This is a genomic window from Moheibacter lacus (assembly GCF_014042165.1).
Taxonomy (GTDB): Bacteria; Bacteroidota; Bacteroidia; order Flavobacteriales; family Weeksellaceae; genus Moheibacter; species Moheibacter lacus.
This window is the reverse complement of sequence record NZ_JACDZE010000001.1, coordinates 895,536-913,658: the sequence shown is the minus strand read 5'-3', so window position 1 is coordinate 913,658 and position 18,123 is coordinate 895,536. Positions and strand designations below refer to the sequence as shown.

The following is an 18,123-nucleotide window of genomic DNA, read 5'->3' as shown; positions in this document are numbered from 1 at the left end:
ATTTTTAGAAAATGACATCCAAACAGATACGCCAACAGTTTTTAGATTTTTTTGAATCCAAACAACATTTGATTGTACCATCAGCACCCATTGTTTTAAAAGACGATCCGACTTTGATGTTTAACAATTCAGGAATGGCACAATTCAAAGATTTTTTCCTCGGCTATAAAAAACCGACTTCTTTGCGAATTGCCGATACCCAAAAATGTTTGCGCGTTTCCGGAAAACACAACGATCTCGATGATGTGGGAAAAGACACCTATCACCACACCATGTTTGAAATGTTGGGAAATTGGTCGTTTGGAGATTATTTTAAAAAAGAAGCCATCGAATGGGCTTGGGAATTGTTGACAGAAGTCTATAAAATCCCAAAGGAAAATCTTTACGTAACCGTTTTTGAAGGAGATGAAAAGGATGGGACGGCTCAGGATGATGAGGCTTTGGAATTATGGAAAAAACACATTGCGGAAGAACGCATTTTATTTGGAAATAAAAAAGACAATTTCTGGGAAATGGGCGAAACAGGTCCTTGTGGTCCTTGTTCCGAAATTCATGTAGACATCCGTTCAGCAGAGGAAAAAGCACTCGTTCCCGGACGTGATTTGGTGAACCAAGACCATCCACAAGTGATCGAAGTTTGGAACCTGGTTTTTATGGAATATTTGCGCAAAGCAGATGGTTCGCTGGAAATTTTGCCCGCAAAAAGCATCGATACCGGAATGGGGTTTGAGCGTTTGGCGATGGTTTTACAAGGAAAAACTTCGAATTATGATACCGACGTTTTCCAACCATTGATTCAGGAATTGGAAAAAATTTCAGGTAAAAAATACGGTGAACATTTCACAACAGATGTAGCTTTTCGCGTTGTGGTAGATCATTTGAGAGCAGTTTCTTTTGTGATCGCTGACGGTCAATTGCCGTCCAATACCGGCGCCGGATACGTCATCCGTCGAATTTTACGGAGAGCGATCAGCTATGGTTATCGTTTCTTAGACCTAAACGAACCATTCATTTATAAATTATTGCCGATTTTTCAAAACCAAATGGGCGAAGTTTTCCCGGAATTGGGGAAACAAATTCAATTGGTGACAGAAGTCATCAAAGAAGAAGAAACGAGTTTTTTGAGAACCATCGACCAAGGATTAATCCGTTTGGACAATTTCATTCAAAACAATTCGAATTTAAAAGAAATCCCAGGTGAAGTCGTTTTTGAATTGTACGACACTTATGGTTTTCCGGCTGATTTATCGAGAATCATTGCGGAAGAAAAAAGTTTGACCATTGACGAGAAAGGATTTGAATCGGAAATGGAAAAACAAAAACAACGCTCCAAATCGGCGACTTCTTTTTCGGCTTCTGACTGGACAGAATTGATCGAAGACAAAGTAGAGGAATTCATCGGATACGATTATTTGGAAGCTGATGTAAAAATCACGCGCTACCGAAAAGTGGAAAATAAAACCGGAACTTTTTATCAATTGGTGTTTCAAGCCACGCCTTTTTATGCGGAAAGTGGAGGACAAGTTGGGGATACGGGTTATATCGAATCGATTGTAAATGGTGAAAAAATTGAAATTCTCAACACCAAAAAGGAAAACAACCTGATCGTTCATTTCACGGAAAAACTACCGAAACATTTGGACATGCCTTTCAAAGCCGTTGTGGATAAGGAACGCAGAAATCATATCATGCGAAATCACTCGGCGACGCATTTGTTGCATGAAGCTTTGCGTGAGGTATTGGGGACGCATGTGGAGCAAAAAGGTTCTTATGTGGGGCCGGACTATCTGCGTTTTGATTTTTCTCATTTCAATAAAATGACGGAAGAGGAATTGACAGAAGTTTCCAAACAAGTCAACCAAAAGATTTTTGACCGAATTCCACTCGAAGAAAAACGATCTGTTCCTTTCAAAAAAGCGTTGGAAGAAGGTGCGATGGCACTTTTTGGAGAGAAATATGGCGATGTTGTGCGGATGGTGAAATTTGGAGATTCCATCGAATTATGTGGTGGAACGCATGTTGAAAATACGGCCGATATTATTTTGTTCAAATTGAAAAATGAAAGTTCAAGTGCGGCAGGAATTCGTAGAATTGAAGCTACGACCGGAATTGCCGCGATCGACGAATTGAAAGAAATTTATTCCAAATACAACGAAATTCTGCATACGCTGAAAAATCCGGTAGAACCGGTAGAAGCGGTTCAAAAACTTTTGGACGAAAACAAAGAATTGAAATCCCAATTGGAAAAATTTGCTGCGCAACAAGCAGGTCAGGAAAAGGAAAATTGGAAAAAATCTTTTGAAAATAAAAACGGAATCAATTTCCTTGCAGTAAAAACGAGTTTGAGTCCGGAAAACATCAAACAAATCGCATTTCCATTGCGTAAAGAGTTGGAAAATGTATTGTTAATTGTGGCTTCTGACCACGACGGAAAACCATCGATTACGGTAGCGATTTCCGATAATTTAGTGGCGGAAAAAGGATTGAACGCCGGACAAATCGTACGTGATTTAGGAAAAGAAATCCAAGGTGGCGGAGGCGGACAGCCTTTCTTTGCAACGGCAGGAGGGAAGGATGTTTCAGGATTGGAAAGAGCGTTGGAGAAAGCGAAAAATTTAATTTAATAATGAGTTAATTTGATTCCGAAGCTTCGGAATGAAAATGATAAAAAAAAATCCGGATTTTGGCGATCCGGATTTTTTTTATGTTTGTCTTTACGACTGTAATGTTTCTTGCTCTTGTGCACTTTTGGCGTAGTTTGCTGCCAAATTTCCTGCATACTGACCGTGATGGTTTCTAGTTTTTTTGGTTTCATAACGAATGTGTTTATACAATTTCAATTTTTAATGGATAGAAATATTTAAACTTTTACCCAATCCAATTTCAATCAATTTATAATAAGTCGAGATTTGAATATCGCTCAATCCTCTTTCGATTCGTGAAATATAACTTTTCTTCGTTCCAGTTTTTTCGGCCAATTCTTCTTGCGTTAAATTTGCCTCTTTTCGTGCCTCTTTCAACATAATGCCCAATCGAAATGCAAGAGAATCTGCGTCAAATTTATCACGGTTTGGAGTTCCCTTTTCTCCATATTTATCAATCAAAAGATCTTCAAAATTTGTTATACTGTTCATTTTAGACATTTTTATTATTTAAATATTCTTTTTTTAATTTTTCAGCGAGGTTAATTTCCTTTTTAGGTGTTTTTTGTGTTTTTTTGAGAAAACAATTCATTAAAACCACCAAATTTCCATCATCCAAAAAACACAAAATTCTTATGCTTTTGAAGCTAGTGATGACTCGAACTTCATAAATTCCATCTGTATTTTCAAGTCGCTTAAAAAACCTCTTTGGCACATGGTTTTCAAATCGAACCATATCCAAAACGTATTCAATTTTTTCTTGAACCGTTAATTCTTGGTCTTTATGAAACTTTAGAAAATGATCTTCATATAAAACAATCGTTCTAATCACACCACAAAGTTAACTAATTAGTTTATTTGTTGCGATGGTTCTTACGAAAATTTTGTTTTAGCAAAAAGAATAGCAATAACTTTAATTAAGTTAAAGCGTTCTAAATCAACCCACCGCTTTCACAAAACCAATTGATTTTCTTTGTGCGGTATGATTCCCGTTTTTTTCTTCCTGATTGTAAATATCGGTCAGGTTCATCGGTTTGGAAATATGGGTTTTAAAGCCCAATTTCTCAGAAAGATTTTGCGCTTTTTCCGCTTCCAATTCTTTGAATTCATATTTGGCAATCAATCTTCCTTTGCGCAAAAGTGCAGAATCGACTTTGGAAATATCAGTGTTAAACGAACAGATGATTTGGATGTTCAAACAATCGGACAACAATCCGTCCGATAAATTCAACAAAGTGGAAACTGGTGAATTTCCGTTTTCTTCGCGATCCATGATAATATTTTCGGCATCTTCAATCACAAAAATCGAATCGGGATTGTTGATAAGCAATTTCATCAAGCCCGGATTGGTGATTTCTGCCGCCATGTTGAGCGGTAAGAAAATCACTTTTTTCTTCAAAGAAGTAATCAAATATCGGATGTAGGACGTTTTTCCGGTTCCGGGTTTTCCGTGCAACAAAACCAAACCTTTGTCCTTTTTGGTTTGCAGTCTTTTTAAAATGGTTTGGTGGATTTCAAGAAAATCATCGTTGTAATTGTCTTGAATCGCCAGTTTGGGTTTTTGAATTTCAAATTCTTGCAAATCAATCCCGTAAGGTTCTTTTGTGATCAGATGAATTTCCGGTTTCTGTCTTTTTCTACTTCGAAATTTCAACAAGGATTTTCTGATTTTTTCAACGAATTCGAAATTGGTTTTCCGAAATAAGATCCGCATTTTGGATTGATTGGTATCAAAATCGACCAATAAATCTTGGTCGAGCAAGAAAAAAACATCATCAAATTCCGAAACATTATTTTTGCTTGACTCCAATTCAACTTTGCTGAAATGCATATCCTTGATTTGATTTCCATAATTTTTGATAAACCATTCAACCGCCTTTTTACAATTGATATTTTCTTCTTCCATCAAATTCGGAATTTCACCGAAATAAGCCATGAACAATTTTTGTTCGTTGAGATAACTTCGGCGTCTCTCTTCAAAAACTAATGGTTTGTCTGATAGATTATATTTTTCAGAGAATCGATTTTGGTTAAATTTTTCTGCGTTTTCTTGGATAAATTTTTCGAGTTGCATGGGTTAGCATTTTTAAGTTGAATACAAAAATAGGATTAGGAAACGTCAATTGATGTCGCGTTGTTCTTTAAACGACAAAAATATTTGGAAGGTTTTGAAATTCGTAGTTTCCGTTAAGAATAGAAGCGTTTGAAAAAGTGGTGTGTTTTGATTTTTCAATTCCGAAAGCGTTATGAATGTGTCCAAATAGATGAAATTTGGGTTTGATTTCTACTATTTTTTCCCCTAAACTTTTACATACGAAATTGATTTTTCCGTCCAAATCCAAAATCCCAAACGGCGGATTGTGCGAAATCAAAATGTCTGTGTTTTTCGGAATTCGTTTGATTTTCCGGAAATATGAACCGTCAATATCTTCTGAAACAAACATCGGCACGCCCCAGAATTTGATGTTTTCAATGGTTACGCCGCTGTGAAAAAGATAATGGCAATTTTTAGGCAGCATTTTCTGAATGTCTTTTTGTGATTTTCCTTCTAGGAAATAATCGTGGTTTCCGCCGATGAAAATTTTATGTTGGTAATCCAAACCTAAAAACCAGTTGAGAAAATCCAAAAATTCCGCTCGAGTTCCGGCAAATGAAAAATCACCGGAATGGACGATGATATCAGCTTCCGGTAAGTTTTCTAAACTTCTGTGTTGGTTGTGGGAGTCGGAGAGGTGGAGGAGGTGCATTAGTTTTTCAGTAAATATTAAAGGGTTATGCTTTTTACTAATTTTATATAATCCTTAATTTCATTTGTATGAGGATAGGACAATTTTGATGATGCAGGATGCGGAATTACTTTAAATGGAATTTTTCTCTGATAATCTAAATAGTGAATTTTAGTTTCATCTCGGTTGATTTGTTTATGGTTTTCTTTTGGAAAATTATTCCAAAGTCTATCTCCCCAGAAGATTATCAAATCTGGTTTTAAACTTTCTAAAGTTTCTTTAAAAGCCTCTAAACTTTTTATAAAATCTTCATTACTTGGAAATAATCGTGTTTTTGCTGTGGGATATTTTACGTAATTGTAAAATGCAATAGAATTCCAGAAGGCGAAATTGCTTTTAGAATTAAATCTAACTCCACTAAAAATATTTGCAAAACGAGTAAAAGTTCTCATCCAGTTGCAATGGTGCTTGCCTGTTTCCACATATTTTAAATATTGAATTACAACATCTTGCGTTAGACTTTTAGGCAAATTAGTAAAATCGCTATCATAATAATGACTCTCACCTTATATGAAGATTTTAAAATCACTTTGTTAATAATTCTTTCCTATAAACGGCTCGAAGGTTAATTTATACATAATTACTTTTTTTTCAAATCTAATTATTTAATTTCCTGAAAAATTACAGCTTTCCGTAATCCAATTTCCGCCAACACTCCACCAACTTCAACACAAAACCCTTTTCTACATTTCCATACAAGATGAAAATAGATTCCTGTTGAAAATTAAAATGAATCAATACGTTTTTTACCCAATAAAACAATTGCTCATTTTTCAAATCATGATCCGAAAAATCCAATTCCAAAAAGGAATGCTCCCCTTCAATTGAAAATTCGTATTTCTGTAAGAAATGTTCGTGAATGCTTTTCACATCAGCATTTGTGATGTCCAGAAAGTTTGGGACAAATTCCGTTTTGTTGAGATAAAGTTCGTAAACATCTAATTTAGGGCGATCGGTATTTCGAAATATTTTGGAAAATTTTGATTTCCAGTCTTGAGAATTTTTTGTTTGTTCCATTTCAAATGATTTAATCAAATATAATATGACACTCCGCCAATCCCTGTCGCTGAAAAAATAATTTCATAAAAATTAAAACTTATTCCTAAAAGAAATACCTACCACACAAGAAAAAAACTTCAATTCCGTTATCTACATAATTCTTATTTTTGCCCGATGACCAAATCGTATACGATTCTGCTATTTTTGTTTTCTGTTTTTTTGACAGCGCAAGACGGTACCCGCGTATATGAATTTGTCAACATCACGACTTCGCCTCGCCAAGCTGCGCTCGGTGGAAATGCACAATCGGCCTGGGACGCAGATCCCAATATGTCGTATTGGAATCCGGCTTTGATGAATGAACAATCCCATGGTCAGATGGCGATTAATTATGTCAATTATTTGGCCGATGTGAATTTCGGGACGGCTTCTTTTGTGTATCAATACGACGACGATGAATTTTTCTCCATCCATGGCCAATACGTCGATTATGGTGATTTCCGAGGCTATGATGAAAACGACAATGCTACCGGAGATTTCAGTGCAAAAGATGCCGCAATCGTTGTCGGTTATGCCCGAAATCTAAGCGATTTTTTTACAGTCGGCGTCAATGCTAAATACATCAATTCGAGAATTGAATCTTATTCCTCACACGCCATTGCGGCCGACTTGGGATTGGTTTTTCACGATGTGGATTATGAAACCAATGTCGCGCTTTCTGTAAGAAACATCGGGACGCAACTCCAAACTTATGCCGGAACTAAAGAAAAAATGCCGTTGCAGGTCAATTTGGGGATTTCGCATCGACTAGAATATGTGCCGTTGGAATTGAGTTTGACGCTTCATGATTTGCAGAAATTTGACATTTCCATGCCATACAATGAAAACGGACAGGAAGTTGGATTTGGTAGAAAAGTGATTGATCATATTTCGATTGGTGGTGAATTGTTTCCGGGAAGAGGATTCAACATCCGACTGGGTTATAATTTCAAACGCGGAAATGAATTGGCTCTGGAAGATAAAAGGACTTTTGCGGGATTGACGTATGGATTTGGAATCCGTGTGCATGCTTTCCGATTTGAATTTGCTCACGCCAATTATTACAAAGGTTCAAACTCCAATCATTTTGGGATGATCATCAATTTGGATCGATTGATCCAAGGAAGCAATTATTGGCGAAGCAATCCTTATTATTAAGTCTCCCCCAGTCCCGCCAAATGAGGGGAGTAAAAATACATTTTAGTTTTTAGTATTTACTTTCTACTTTTGTTAAATGCGCGACCTCATCATAGCTATCGACGGATTTTCATCCACCGGAAAAAGTACACTTGCCAAATTATTGGCCAAAGAATTGGGATATATCCACATAGACAGTGGTGCGATGTACAGAGCGATTTCGCTTTATGCGCTGGAAAATGGGATGATCGATGGAAATCAGGTCAACGAATTTGAATTGCTTCCGCAATTGGAATTCATGGACATTCACTTCGAACTCAATCCGGATACAGGTAAAAATGAAATCTTTTTGAATGGTGAAAATGTCGAAGAAAAAATCCGTGCGATGGAAGTTTCATCCAAAGTAAGTTTGATCGCCAAAATACCTGAAGTCCGTTCTTTTGCGGTGAATCTTCAACGGAAAATGGGCGAGAAAAAAAGAATCGTGATGGATGGTCGGGACATAGGGACGACCGTTTTTCCAAACGCCGATTTGAAAATATTTCTCAATGCTTCTGCGGAAGAGCGCGCCAAACGCCGATACGAAGAATTGTTAAAAACAGATACTCCGGCAACTTTTGAAGCAGTTTTTCAAAATATTTCTGAGCGGGATCACATCGATTCGACACGGGAAATTTCACCTTTAAAACAAGCAGAGGATGCGGTTTTGGTGGACAATGGGAAATTGACACCACAAGAAACTTTGGCAGAAGTTTTAGCAATCATCAAAGGAATTAGTTGATTTAATTGACTCATTATAAATCAATTATCTTTTAACATTAAGTAGTTGAGAAATGAATTGATACAAATAGATCAGAAAGGTATCATAAATGATTTAAGTTTTCTATTCTTAAATCAACTAGTTGATTTCTTAAAAGACATTAATAAATTGACTTATAGATAAATTATAAGTTTTTATTCATTCACATCTACCTTAAATCTTAATGTTTTGATATCGAACTCAAGATAATTTAATAATTGTCCCGGATGTGTTCCAATAATTTCTGGGTTTGTTGTCGGACTTGCCAATTTTCTTTTTGAAAATGGTTGTTCATCACGCTGAAAATCAGCACTTTTCCTGAATTCGTTTTTAAATATCCGCTGAGGCAATAATTGTTGGAAAGCGTGCCGGATTTGGCATAAACATAAGGAGTCGGTCCGCCATAACTTCCTCTTAAAGTTCCGGTTCTACCTCCGACGGCAAAGATGTTGAACAAACGTTCCTGCGGGAATTCGCCATACAATTTATCCAACACAAAAACCATGTCTTTGGGCGTAAATAAATTGTATCGGGAAAGTCCCGAACCATCTACCCAAACCGGATCATGAGAAAGCCCTTTTAAGTATTTGGATTTTATGTAATTGATGGCTTTTTCTGAATTCATAGAATTTGAAATTTGAGCGGAAACCATCAATAAGATTTGCTCTGCGAGGAAATTATCACTTTTTTCCATCATCCTTTTATAGACCAAATCGGAAGGAAGACTGAACAATATTTTAGCATTTTTGGATAATTTTTGATCGGTGAGTGACACTTCTTTTGAAACAGCATCTTCTAGCATTTGTCTGATCAATTCATCTTTGACAACAAAAGGAACTTTGGTGGAAGAACCATTTCGGGATCCGATTTTAAATTTATTTTCATAAAAATCACGACTGAACAAACTTTCTTCATATTCGACCGAATCGGCTAAAGTCAGCGGAAATGCAGAGGGACCTCCTTTGCCCTTTTTGACCGTCGCCATATTTCCATAAAGTGGAAATTCGCTTCGTTCAGGCGAATAATATTTTTCATAATCCTCCCATGACCAACCCAGTCCCAATCTTGTTCCATCAAAATTACCCCAATGCAAATAAATTTTTCCGGGTTCTTTTTTCAAAAAGTCCAAAACCGTTCTGACCGATTTAAATTCAGGATGTAAAAAAGTTGGGTCACCCAATCCTTCGATAAACAAATCTCCGTCTTTTCGCTCGTAACGTAGTGCGGGAATGGAGTCAGGGAGGACTTTCATCGCACTGTAAAGCGATAGGATTTTAACGTTGGAAGCCGGGGTGAAATATTTTTCGCCGTTATAATTTTCCAAAACCTGTTTGGAAACCGGATCGTATAAATAAAATCCGGTGAATTGGGTTTTGTAAAAATCGGATTCCAAATAATCCTTTACCCAATCAGAAGTTTGGGCGAAAACATGAACCCACCCTAAACATAAAACGAAGAGCAGTTTAAAGCGGATCATTGAGGAGATTCATTTGTAGGTTGAATGATGCGCATTTCAGTCTGCGGAAATGGTATGGAGATTCCGTTTTTATCTAGAACTGTTTTGGTTTGTTTGTACAATTTAAAATAGGCGTCCCAATAATCTTCTCTTTTTACAAAAGCTCTGACGGCCAAATTCACACTGCTGTCCGCAAATTCTAAAACCTCAACTGTAATCGGTTGATCTTTGATGATATAAGGATCATTTTCTAGCATATCCTTTAAGATTTTTTGTGTTTTTTCAACATCATCGCTATAAGAAATTCCAATTTTTATATCCAACCTTCTGGTAGGTTTTACTGAATAATTCATGATTGGATTATTTAACAAACTGGAGTTGGGTAAAATCACAACTTGTTGATTTACAGTAACGATGGTCGTGTACAAAATACTGATGGATTCTACCGTTCCACTATTTCCAAGTGCTTCAATGAAATCTCCCACTTTAAAAGGTTTGAACATGATGATCAAAAGTCCACCTGCCAAATTCGATAAACTTCCCTGAAGAGAAAGTCCGACTCCGGCAGCCAAACCGGCCATAATAGCCGCAAAAGATGTGATTTCAATGCCGACCGTATTCACTGCAGTTAATAAAACGAGAATTTTGAAAACGACATCGATTACAGGTAGAGCAAATTCTCTAATGGATGGATCTAAATTTCGTTTGATCATTCGTTTTCTGATGACTCCTTTCAGCCAACTTCCTAACCAAAACCCCGCTACAATGATAAAAATCGCAATTCCTATCTTCATTCCGTATTTGATGATTTCGTCTATGATCCAACTGTATTTCTCCACTTCTTTTTCCATTTAAAAACTGTTTTTGGCAAAAATAATTGAAAATTAATCGCTTAAGGAAAGACTTGAGAGTTTTAACCCGAATTTAAGATTTTAAGTATGCAGAATTCAAATATCTTTGCAGCGATGAAATTTGAGATCCAAGGAAAAGACCCAAACTCCAAAGCAAGAGCCGGAAAGATTTCTACCGCACATGGTGAAATCCAAACGCCTATTTTTATGCCGGTTGGGACGGTAGCAAGCGTAAAATCCGTTCACCAACGTGAATTAAAAGAAGACATTAAAGCCCAAATCATTTTGGGAAACACCTACCATCTTTATTTGCGTCCAGGAATCGGGATTTTGAACCAAGCCGGAGGTTTGCACAAATTCATGAATTGGGACAGACCGATTTTAACGGATAGTGGTGGTTTTCAGGTGTATTCGCTTTCAGATCGTAGAAAAGTTTCGGAAGAAGGAGTTCGGTTTAAATCGCACATCGACGGTTCTTACCATATGTTTTCACCCGAATATTCGATGGAAATTCAACGAAACATAGGAGCAGACATCATCATGGCATTTGATGAATTGACCGGAATTCCTGCCGAATACAAAGACGCAAAACGCGCCATGCAAGTGACACATCGTTGGTTGGAAAGGTGTAGAACTTGGTTAAATGAAAATCCGCCGTTGTATGGATATGAACAAACTTTGTATCCGATCGTTCAGGGAAATTCTTTTCATGATTTACGCAAAGAATCGGCAGAATATGTCGCCAATTTCGGAGCAGAAGGAAATGCAATAGGTGGACTGAGTGTGGGCGAGCCGGAAGAGGTGATGTATGAAATCACGGATTTGGTAACGGATATTTTACCCACGGAGAAACCGAGATATCTGATGGGTGTTGGAACCCCTTGGAATTTGCTGGAATGCATTGCGCTGGGCGTGGATCAATTTGATTGTGTGATGCCGACCCGAAATGCCCGAAACGGAATGTTGTTTACATGGAACGGCGTGATGAACATGAAAAACGCCAAATGGAAAGATGATTTTTCGCCTTTGGACGAAATGGGGAAAAGTTATGTTGATTCTGAGTATTCAAAAGCTTATGTGCGACATTTGTTTGTGGCGGAGGAATATTTGGGAAAACAAATTGCTTCGGTTCATAATCTTGCTTTTTATTTGGATTTGGTACAGACCGCAAGAAAACATATTTTAGACGGGGATTTCAGCGAATGGAAAAATCAAATTCTCCCAAAACTTAAACAAAGATTATAATTGAAAATATTTGATAAATACATCGTCAAGAATTTCGTGAGCACCTTCTTTTTTATGGTGATCATTTTGTCGACGATTGCGGTTATCATCGATTTGAGTCAAAAATTGGGAAGAATTGAAGACAATGGTTCTACGCCTATGGCTGCGCTGATCCATTTTTACCCATATTGGGCGGTTTGGTTGGTCAATACTTTTTTACCGGTTGCGGTATTTATTTCAGTGATTTATTTTACTTCTAGGCTGACCATGCAAACCGAAATCGTGGCGGCTCAAGCAGGAGGAATCAGTTTTTTTCGAATCACAAAACCCTACATTTGGGTAGCAGCTGCAATAGCCATCGTCGCACTTTTTGTCAATAATTTTGCGCTTCCCTGGGCTAACATCAAGAAAAATACCTACCAATACGAATATCTTTTAAGCAATACGAAAAAGGGCGAATATTATGAACGACAAAAGATTTCGTCCCAAATTTCTCCCAACGAATACATTTTTGCACAGAATTATGACCGTGTACAAAAGCGAGGGACGAGTTTTGTCTTTCAGGAATTTGACAAAGAAGAAAAATTGAAATACCAAATCATCGCTTCTTCTTTTAATTGGGACGAAAAAGATTCTGTTTACATATTGAGAAGTGCTTTTATCAAAAAAGTGAAATCGGATTTTCGCGATAGCTTAGGTTATCAAATCACCTTAAAACGGAAATTCAAAGCGACACCTGATGAGATTTTACCTGAAGGTTATGTGGCGGAAACGATGAATTCACTGGAGCTAAATGATTTCATCCAAAAACAAAAATTCAAAGGATCAGCCAGTGTGAATGCCTACATGAACGAATTGCACCAACGGAACAGCTCGCCATTTTCTACTTTTATTTTGACGCTTTTGGCGCTTTCACTTTCCTCTCAAAAACGACGGGGAGGAATTGGACTCAATTTGGCGTTGGGGATTATTTTGGCGTTTGTCTATATTTTCTTTAACCAGATTTCGCTTACCTATTCGACTCAAGGCTATGTTTCACCATTTGTGGCGGCTTGGGGACCCAATTTTCTTTTTGGAATCTTGACGGCTTATTTTTACATGAAAAGAGCCAGGGCTTAGAAGGATTTAATATTTTAATAATCCAGAATTTTTTATTGAATAGGGATGACGATTTAATTTTATAAATAATTTCTTAATTCCTTATTATAAAACCCAAATGAAGATTTTAGCTTCGTACCATGTTGATTTGAATCAATTTGATAAAGTCTATTCAAAATACCAAAAAGCCGTTTATCGAAACATCAAAAAGTTGGTACATGATGAAGAATTGGCATTGGATATTTTGCAAGAAGTATTTTTGACGCTTTGGGAAAACAAGGATAAATTGTCAAACGAGGACAGTGTCGGTGGTTGGCTTTTTGTGGTGAGTTATAATAAATCCATCAGCCATTTGCGTGGAAAGATAAAATCTACTTTGGTTTCTTCAGAAAAAGTAGAAAGTCTTCTTGAAAACATTACGGAAGAAATAAATGAAATGGACGAGGAAGCGGAGCTATTGAAAATGAAAATTTTGGAAGAAGCGATCAGTGTTTTACCGGCCAGAAAAAAAGAAGTTTTTCAGTTGTATCGCTTTGAGGGACTATCCAAAGAAGAAGTAGCGGAAAAATTAGAAATCTCAAAAGAAACAGTAAAAGATCATTTGAAGCAGTCCAATCAATTGATCAGAAAATACGTTGCTTTAAAATATCCGTCTATCCTACAACTCTCCATTACGGTTGGAATGATGGATTACTTTTCTTAAGCATTTGGTTACGTTTTGTTAATCTTAAAATCCACCCCCAAATCTACTTCGCCACGTTTTTAAGTATGTAAGCTATGGAAGAACTACTTAAAAAATACTGGGAAGGAACATCGACTGAAGAGGAAAAAAAGAGATTGCTCCAACTCTTAGAAAAAAGAGAGGTACGGCATTTTCAAAAGTTAAAAAGTGAATTTGAATTAAATGCTTATTCTTCTTCGAATTCTTCAAAAGAAGAGAAATTCAAAATTATTTTAAAAGAATTGCACCAAAAGATTTCGGAGCAAAAGAAAAAGGAAAAAATCCGGAAACATAGATTTCTATACAAAATAGCGGCGGCGGTTTTGGTTATTTTTACAATAGGTTTTGTTGCGCTTCAAAATTCAAATTCAAACCTTCCCGAAATTTCCGAAACCCAGCTGACCGTTATCGAAAATCCACACCAAGATAAGATGATGTTTTTCGAAATGGAAGATGGTTCGAAGGTCAAATTGTTTCCCAATTCAAAAATCAAATATGATCTCGGCTATGGAAATCAAAACCGAAATGTAAAACTCATAGGAAAAGGATATTTTAAAGTGGCCAAAAACCCGGAATTGCCTTTTGTTGTGGAGTCAAAGGATTATTATACAACAGCTTTGGGAACGGCTTTTACGGTTGATGGTCGTTCTGATACTATTCAAATTCAATTAATTGAAGGAAAAATCGTGGTAAATTCTTCCGACAAGAGCAAGTCCCGATTTTCCGCTATTTATTTGAGTCCGGGTGAAAAATTGATCATCGATGAAATTTCCGATCGACAAAGACATTTCCAACCTCAAAAGTCGGCCAAAGTGCAATCAACGTATGAAACTTCTGCGATGGAAATAGAAAAAGGCGTTGAAATCTTAAAATTCAAAAAGGAGAATCTGAGTGAGGTTTTGCGTCAACTGAGTAAAATTTACAAGAAAAAAATAACCTACAATGCTGACGAATTAGAAGGGTTGACATTTACAGGTGATCTATATATACAAGACGAACTGAACCATTCTATCCAAACCTTGTGCGAATTAAATGAACTGAAGTTTACGGAAAAAGCGAATGAGATTCTAATCGAAAAATAATTCAAAATTAAATATAAAAGGCTAAAAATCAAATGGTTGATATTTGATTCAGCCAGAGCTATGACTAAAATTATGGAAATGAAAAACAAATTGAGTATGAAAATTTTTGTGTCCTTACTGTTTTTATGTTGCTTCAATGCGATGCTTCACGCCCAGCAAGCCAGTGGGATCGTAAAAGGATCTGTTAAGGATTTAGATGGAAAACCTTTGGAAGGAGTGATGGTAGATGCAACTTCTGCAGAAGACTTGTCTGACAGCCAGTTTGTGATGACGGATACAAATGGAAATTTCTCCATCAGTGGGTTAAATTCGGGAGTAGAATACAATCTAACTTTTGACAAACCCAATTTTGAGCCTTATTACATCGACGGTTTTGATGTAAATGAAGGAGAAAACAACTCCATCATGGTCCGCATGAATCCGATAACGGAATTGGAAGGAGTCGTGGTAACCGCTTTGGGAATCAAGCGAGAAGAGAAAAAATTGGGTTATGCCCAACAAACGATAAATGCGGAAGAATTATCAACTGCTGAGTCCAACAACTGGTCCAGCGGATTGAAAGGAAAAGTAGCCGGTTTGAATATAGTTTCTTCGGGATCTGGACCTATCAACTCACAGGTTATCAAATTAAGAGGAAGCAACTCATTAAAATTGGCAAATCAAGGAGCTTTGATCGTCATTGACGGCGTTCCCATGACCACTGAGATGACTTCATCCGGAAATGAAACAGCTTATATGGGAAATGATTCTCCGATTGATTTTGGAAATTCAATTGCGGATATCAATCAGGACGATATAGAAACGGTGACGGTTCTAAAAGGAGCGGCTGCTGCAGCTCTTTATGGCTCCAGAGCTGGAAATGGAGTGGTCATCATCACTACAAAATCGGGAAAGAAAAACCAAAAAATCGGCATCGAATTCAAATCAAGTACCATGATCGATGTGGTGAACAGATGGCCTGATTATCAATATGAATATGGTCAAGGAACCGGAAATTATTTTGATGATGAGGGAAATCCTTATTATTCTTATGGTGCGTCTGAAGATGGTCCTGGAACTAGCGGGACAAGTAGTGCTTTTGGCCCTAAGTTTGACGGACAGTACTTTTTTCAATACGATCCAACATTACAGGGTCAAAGCTCGGAAAGACAGCTCTGGAGAGGGTATGATGACAATAGAAAATCATTTTGGAGAACCGGAACGACCTTTAGAAACGAAGTTTCCATTTCTGGTGGTGACGAAAAAGGAAATTACCGTGCATCGATAGGTAATATCCAAAACGAATGGATCATGCCCAATACCGGTTTCAATAGTTATGCAACCTCATTGAACGCCAACTATCAGATTTCGAAATGGATAAAAGTATCATCTGTGGTGAATTATACCATGAAGAAAAGTGACAACCTTCCGGGAACTGGTTATAACAATGGCTCAATTGCTTATTTTATGATTTTTCAAAATCCAAACGTTGACCTAAACTGGTACAAACCGAGATGGTATGCAGGAGAAGAAGGCTATAGCCAGATCCAACCATTTAGTTCCTACATCGACAATCCTTATGTGATTGCTTATGAGGCTGTTAACCCGATGCGTAACAACAGGATCATGGGTAATATGAAATTTGATTTCAATCTTTCTTCCAAATTTAATTTGATGGTAAGAGCGGCGATCAATAATTATACTCAGAAAACAGAACAGAAGCGTCCTTTTGATTTGAATCGTTCCCCAAATGGATATTACAAAAGACAAGACATCAATAAATATGAAACCAATTTAGATTTCTTATTGTCATACAAAGATAAATGGGGAGAAGATTTTACATTCGACGGACATATCGGTGGAAATAGCATGGACTACAAATACAACCTTCTGGAGGCTTCGGTAGACGCATTGGTTGTGCCCTATGTTTATATGCTTTCAAATGGTGTCAACACGCCACTGGCCAATACCCGAGACCGAAACAAAAAGATCAACAGTTTCTATGGTATGTTCTCTTTTGCGTTTCGAAACCAAATATTTTTGGATTTAACAGGACGAAACGATTGGTCGAGCACTTTGCCTAGTCATCACAATTCCTATTTCTATCCTTCGGTTGTTTCCAGTTTTATATTGGATGATATTTTTAAGATGGGCTCATCCATTGATATGTTAAAATACAGATTGTCTTTTGCTCAAGTTGGAAGCGATACAGATCCTTATCAAACAAGTAAATATTATTCAAATAGTGATTTTGCAAGTTCAGCTTCTATGGATAATTATTTATACAACGGAAATTTGAAACCTGAAATTTCAACCAACTGGGAAACAGGGTTTGAATTGAGAATGTTTAAAAACCGTTTTGGACTAGATTTGACGGTTTATCAAACAGACACCCGAAATCAGATTATACCAATTCCGGTGGACATTACTTCTGGGTACAGTTATTATTACACCAATGCAGGAGAAGTTCGTAACCGAGGTTTAGAGATTCTATTAACAGGTACACCGATCAGAACGAATGATTTTAAATGGGAAATCAGTGGTACTTGGTCCAAAAATGAAAGTGAAGTACTTTCTTTACCAGCAGAAGCAGGTGAAGAACAGGTGATTGCAACGGCAGGAACGGTAAGCATGATTGCAAAAGTTGGAGGTTCTGTTACGGCGCTGTATGGATATGGTTTTGTAAGGGACCCGGAAGGAAATATCGTTTATAAAGATGGAATTCCTGCCTATCCGGAAGACATAGAGTTAATTGGTGATGCATCACCTGATTGGCGTGCAGGTCTGACCAATACTTTTACTTATAAAAACCTGAGGTTTAGTTTCAATTTTGATGCGCAATATGGCGGAATCGTTTATTCGCAATCCTATCATAAAATGATGGAACAAGGTAAATTAAAAGGAACTTTGATGGGGCGAGAAGATGGATTTATCATAGGAGAAGGCGTGGTTTTAAACGAAGATGGCTCTTATTCGCCCAATACTGAGCAAACCACAATTGCAAACTATTATGCCAAATATTATCGACGTGCCAACGTAGAGTCCAATTCTTTTGACGCTTCTTATATCAAACTCAGAGAAGTAAGTCTATCTTATGATGTGCCCAAACGTTTATATGCAAAATCTGGACTGCAAGGACTTTCTTTTACCGTTTTTGGAAGAGATTTATTGACCATTTCAGATTTTCCACTTTATGATCCGGAAACTGCAGCATTAAATGGTGCCGTACAAGTTCCCGGAGTTGAAATGGGACAAATGCCTTCTACGGCTTCCTATGGATTTAGTATCAATGTTAAACTTTAATTCAATT

The 18,123-nt window shown here is 37.1% G+C and carries 17 protein-coding genes; 8 read left to right on the top strand and 9 right to left on the bottom strand.

The annotated features are described in order from the left end of the window. Positions 1-11: 11 nt before the first annotated feature. Entirely contained in the window at positions 12-2,624 is a 2,613-nt protein-coding gene (alaS, locus tag HU137_RS04310; protein ID WP_182042563.1) for an alanine--tRNA ligase, read from the top strand. Here the strand turns inward: alaS and HU137_RS04305 are convergent. The 7 genes from HU137_RS04305 to HU137_RS04275 all read right to left on the bottom strand — a co-directional run bounded on the left by HU137_RS04305 (position 2,621) and on the right by HU137_RS04275 (position 6,445). Further along, positions 2,621-2,815 (bottom strand): hypothetical protein, encoded by a 195-nt coding sequence (locus HU137_RS04305; RefSeq protein WP_182042562.1) that lies wholly within the window; start codon positions 2,813-2,815, stop codon positions 2,621-2,623. The two genes, alaS and HU137_RS04305, sit on opposite strands and share 4 nt — an antisense overlap. 28 nt (positions 2,816-2,843) lie before the next feature. Beyond that, entirely contained in the window at positions 2,844-3,134 is a 291-nt protein-coding gene (locus tag HU137_RS04300) for a helix-turn-helix domain-containing protein (protein ID WP_182042561.1), read from the bottom strand. Position 3,135: 1 nt separating this feature from the next. After that, complete coding sequence (locus HU137_RS04295; protein ID WP_182042560.1) at positions 3,136-3,474, bottom strand: type II toxin-antitoxin system RelE/ParE family toxin; 339 nt, start codon at positions 3,472-3,474, stop codon at positions 3,136-3,138. Positions 3,475-3,579: 105 nt separating this feature from the next. After that, the gene (locus HU137_RS04290) at positions 3,580-4,716 is read right to left on the bottom strand and encodes an AAA family ATPase (RefSeq protein ID WP_182042559.1); all 1,137 of its coding nucleotides are present in this window, start codon (positions 4,714-4,716) and stop codon (positions 3,580-3,582) included. 67 nt (positions 4,717-4,783) lie between these two features. Beyond that, positions 4,784-5,389 carry a metallophosphatase domain-containing protein gene (locus tag HU137_RS04285; RefSeq protein ID WP_182042558.1) on the bottom strand — a complete coding sequence of 202 codons (606 nt, stop codon included), beginning with the start codon at positions 5,387-5,389 and terminating at the stop codon, positions 4,784-4,786. A gap of 17 nt (positions 5,390-5,406) precedes the next feature. Continuing rightward, positions 5,407-5,820: a hypothetical protein gene (locus HU137_RS04280; RefSeq protein WP_182042557.1), complete on the bottom strand. Its 414-nt coding sequence runs from the start codon at positions 5,818-5,820 to the stop codon at positions 5,407-5,409. 229 nt (positions 5,821-6,049) lie between these two features. Beyond that, entirely contained in the window at positions 6,050-6,445 is a 396-nt protein-coding gene (locus HU137_RS04275) for a hypothetical protein (RefSeq protein WP_182042556.1), read from the bottom strand. A gap of 156 nt (positions 6,446-6,601) precedes the next feature. Here HU137_RS04275 and porQ point away from each other — a divergent pair, with 156 nt between their 5' ends. Both porQ and cmk read left to right on the top strand, forming a co-directional pair. Next, positions 6,602-7,624, top strand: a complete 1,023-nt coding sequence (porQ, locus tag HU137_RS04270; protein WP_182042555.1) for a type IX secretion system protein PorQ — start codon at positions 6,602-6,604, stop codon at positions 7,622-7,624. A gap of 76 nt (positions 7,625-7,700) precedes the next feature. Further along, on the top strand, positions 7,701-8,384 hold the full coding sequence (gene cmk / locus HU137_RS04265; protein WP_182042554.1) for a (d)CMP kinase: 684 nt from the start codon (positions 7,701-7,703) through the stop codon (positions 8,382-8,384). Between the two features lie 229 nt (positions 8,385-8,613). Here the strand turns inward: cmk and HU137_RS04260 are convergent, their stop codons facing one another. Next, positions 8,614-9,879 (bottom strand): D-alanyl-D-alanine carboxypeptidase/D-alanyl-D-alanine-endopeptidase, encoded by a 1,266-nt coding sequence (locus HU137_RS04260; protein WP_182042553.1) that lies wholly within the window; start codon positions 9,877-9,879, stop codon positions 8,614-8,616. Beyond that, a complete protein-coding gene (locus HU137_RS04255) occupies positions 9,876-10,709 on the bottom strand; it encodes a mechanosensitive ion channel family protein (RefSeq protein WP_182042552.1) in 834 nt (277 codons plus the stop codon). Before HU137_RS04255 ends, HU137_RS04260 begins: the two co-directional genes overlap by 4 nt. Before the next feature lie 114 nt (positions 10,710-10,823). Here HU137_RS04255 and tgt point away from each other — a divergent pair, with 114 nt between their 5' ends. From tgt to HU137_RS04230, 5 genes are all read left to right on the top strand, one after another. After that, on the top strand, positions 10,824-11,954 hold the full coding sequence (gene tgt, locus HU137_RS04250; RefSeq protein ID WP_182043314.1) for a tRNA guanosine(34) transglycosylase Tgt: 1,131 nt from the start codon (positions 10,824-10,826) through the stop codon (positions 11,952-11,954). Further along, on the top strand, positions 11,955-13,052 hold the full coding sequence (locus tag HU137_RS04245; RefSeq protein ID WP_182042551.1) for an LptF/LptG family permease: 1,098 nt from the start codon (positions 11,955-11,957) through the stop codon (positions 13,050-13,052). 97 nt (positions 13,053-13,149) lie between these two features. Next, positions 13,150-13,734 carry an RNA polymerase sigma factor gene (locus tag HU137_RS04240; protein WP_182042550.1) on the top strand — a complete coding sequence of 195 codons (585 nt, stop codon included), beginning with the start codon at positions 13,150-13,152 and terminating at the stop codon, positions 13,732-13,734. Between the two features lie 74 nt (positions 13,735-13,808). Further along, positions 13,809-14,834, top strand: coding sequence for a FecR family protein (locus HU137_RS04235; RefSeq protein ID WP_182042549.1), 1,026 nt, complete (start codon positions 13,809-13,811; stop codon positions 14,832-14,834). A 78-nt stretch (positions 14,835-14,912) separates the two neighbouring features. Next, positions 14,913-18,116, top strand: a complete 3,204-nt coding sequence (locus HU137_RS04230) for a SusC/RagA family TonB-linked outer membrane protein (RefSeq protein WP_246361477.1) — start codon at positions 14,913-14,915, stop codon at positions 18,114-18,116. Positions 18,117-18,123 lie beyond the last annotated feature (7 nt).

Bases quoted from the DNA above. Each gene is read 5' to 3' on its own strand.
- cmk (WP_182042554.1), top strand. From the start codon at position 7,701: ATGCGCGACCTCATCATAGCTATCGACGGATTTTCATCCACCGGAAAA.
- HU137_RS04275 (WP_182042556.1), bottom strand. From the start codon at position 6,445: ATGGAACAAACAAAAAATTCTCAAGACTGGAAATCAAAATTTTCCAAA.
- tgt (WP_182043314.1), top strand. From the start codon at position 10,824: ATGAAATTTGAGATCCAAGGAAAAGACCCAAACTCCAAAGCAAGAGCC.
- HU137_RS04285 (WP_182042558.1), bottom strand. From the start codon at position 5,389: ATGCACCTCCTCCACCTCTCCGACTCCCACAACCAACACAGAAGTTTA.
- HU137_RS04280 (WP_182042557.1), bottom strand. From the start codon at position 5,820: ATGAGAACTTTTACTCGTTTTGCAAATATTTTTAGTGGAGTTAGATTT.
- alaS (WP_182042563.1), top strand. From the start codon at position 12: ATGACATCCAAACAGATACGCCAACAGTTTTTAGATTTTTTTGAATCC.
- HU137_RS04240 (WP_182042550.1), top strand. From the start codon at position 13,150: ATGAAGATTTTAGCTTCGTACCATGTTGATTTGAATCAATTTGATAAA.
- HU137_RS04290 (WP_182042559.1), bottom strand. From the start codon at position 4,716: ATGCAACTCGAAAAATTTATCCAAGAAAACGCAGAAAAATTTAACCAA.
- HU137_RS04305 (WP_182042562.1), bottom strand. From the start codon at position 2,815: ATGAAACCAAAAAAACTAGAAACCATCACGGTCAGTATGCAGGAAATT.
- HU137_RS04230 (WP_246361477.1), top strand. From the start codon at position 14,913: ATGAAAAACAAATTGAGTATGAAAATTTTTGTGTCCTTACTGTTTTTA.
- HU137_RS04300 (WP_182042561.1), bottom strand. From the start codon at position 3,134: ATGAACAGTATAACAAATTTTGAAGATCTTTTGATTGATAAATATGGA.
- porQ (WP_182042555.1), top strand. From the start codon at position 6,602: ATGACCAAATCGTATACGATTCTGCTATTTTTGTTTTCTGTTTTTTTG.
- HU137_RS04260 (WP_182042553.1), bottom strand. From the start codon at position 9,879: ATGATCCGCTTTAAACTGCTCTTCGTTTTATGTTTAGGGTGGGTTCAT.
- HU137_RS04235 (WP_182042549.1), top strand. From the start codon at position 13,809: ATGGAAGAACTACTTAAAAAATACTGGGAAGGAACATCGACTGAAGAG.
- HU137_RS04255 (WP_182042552.1), bottom strand. From the start codon at position 10,709: ATGGAAAAAGAAGTGGAGAAATACAGTTGGATCATAGACGAAATCATC.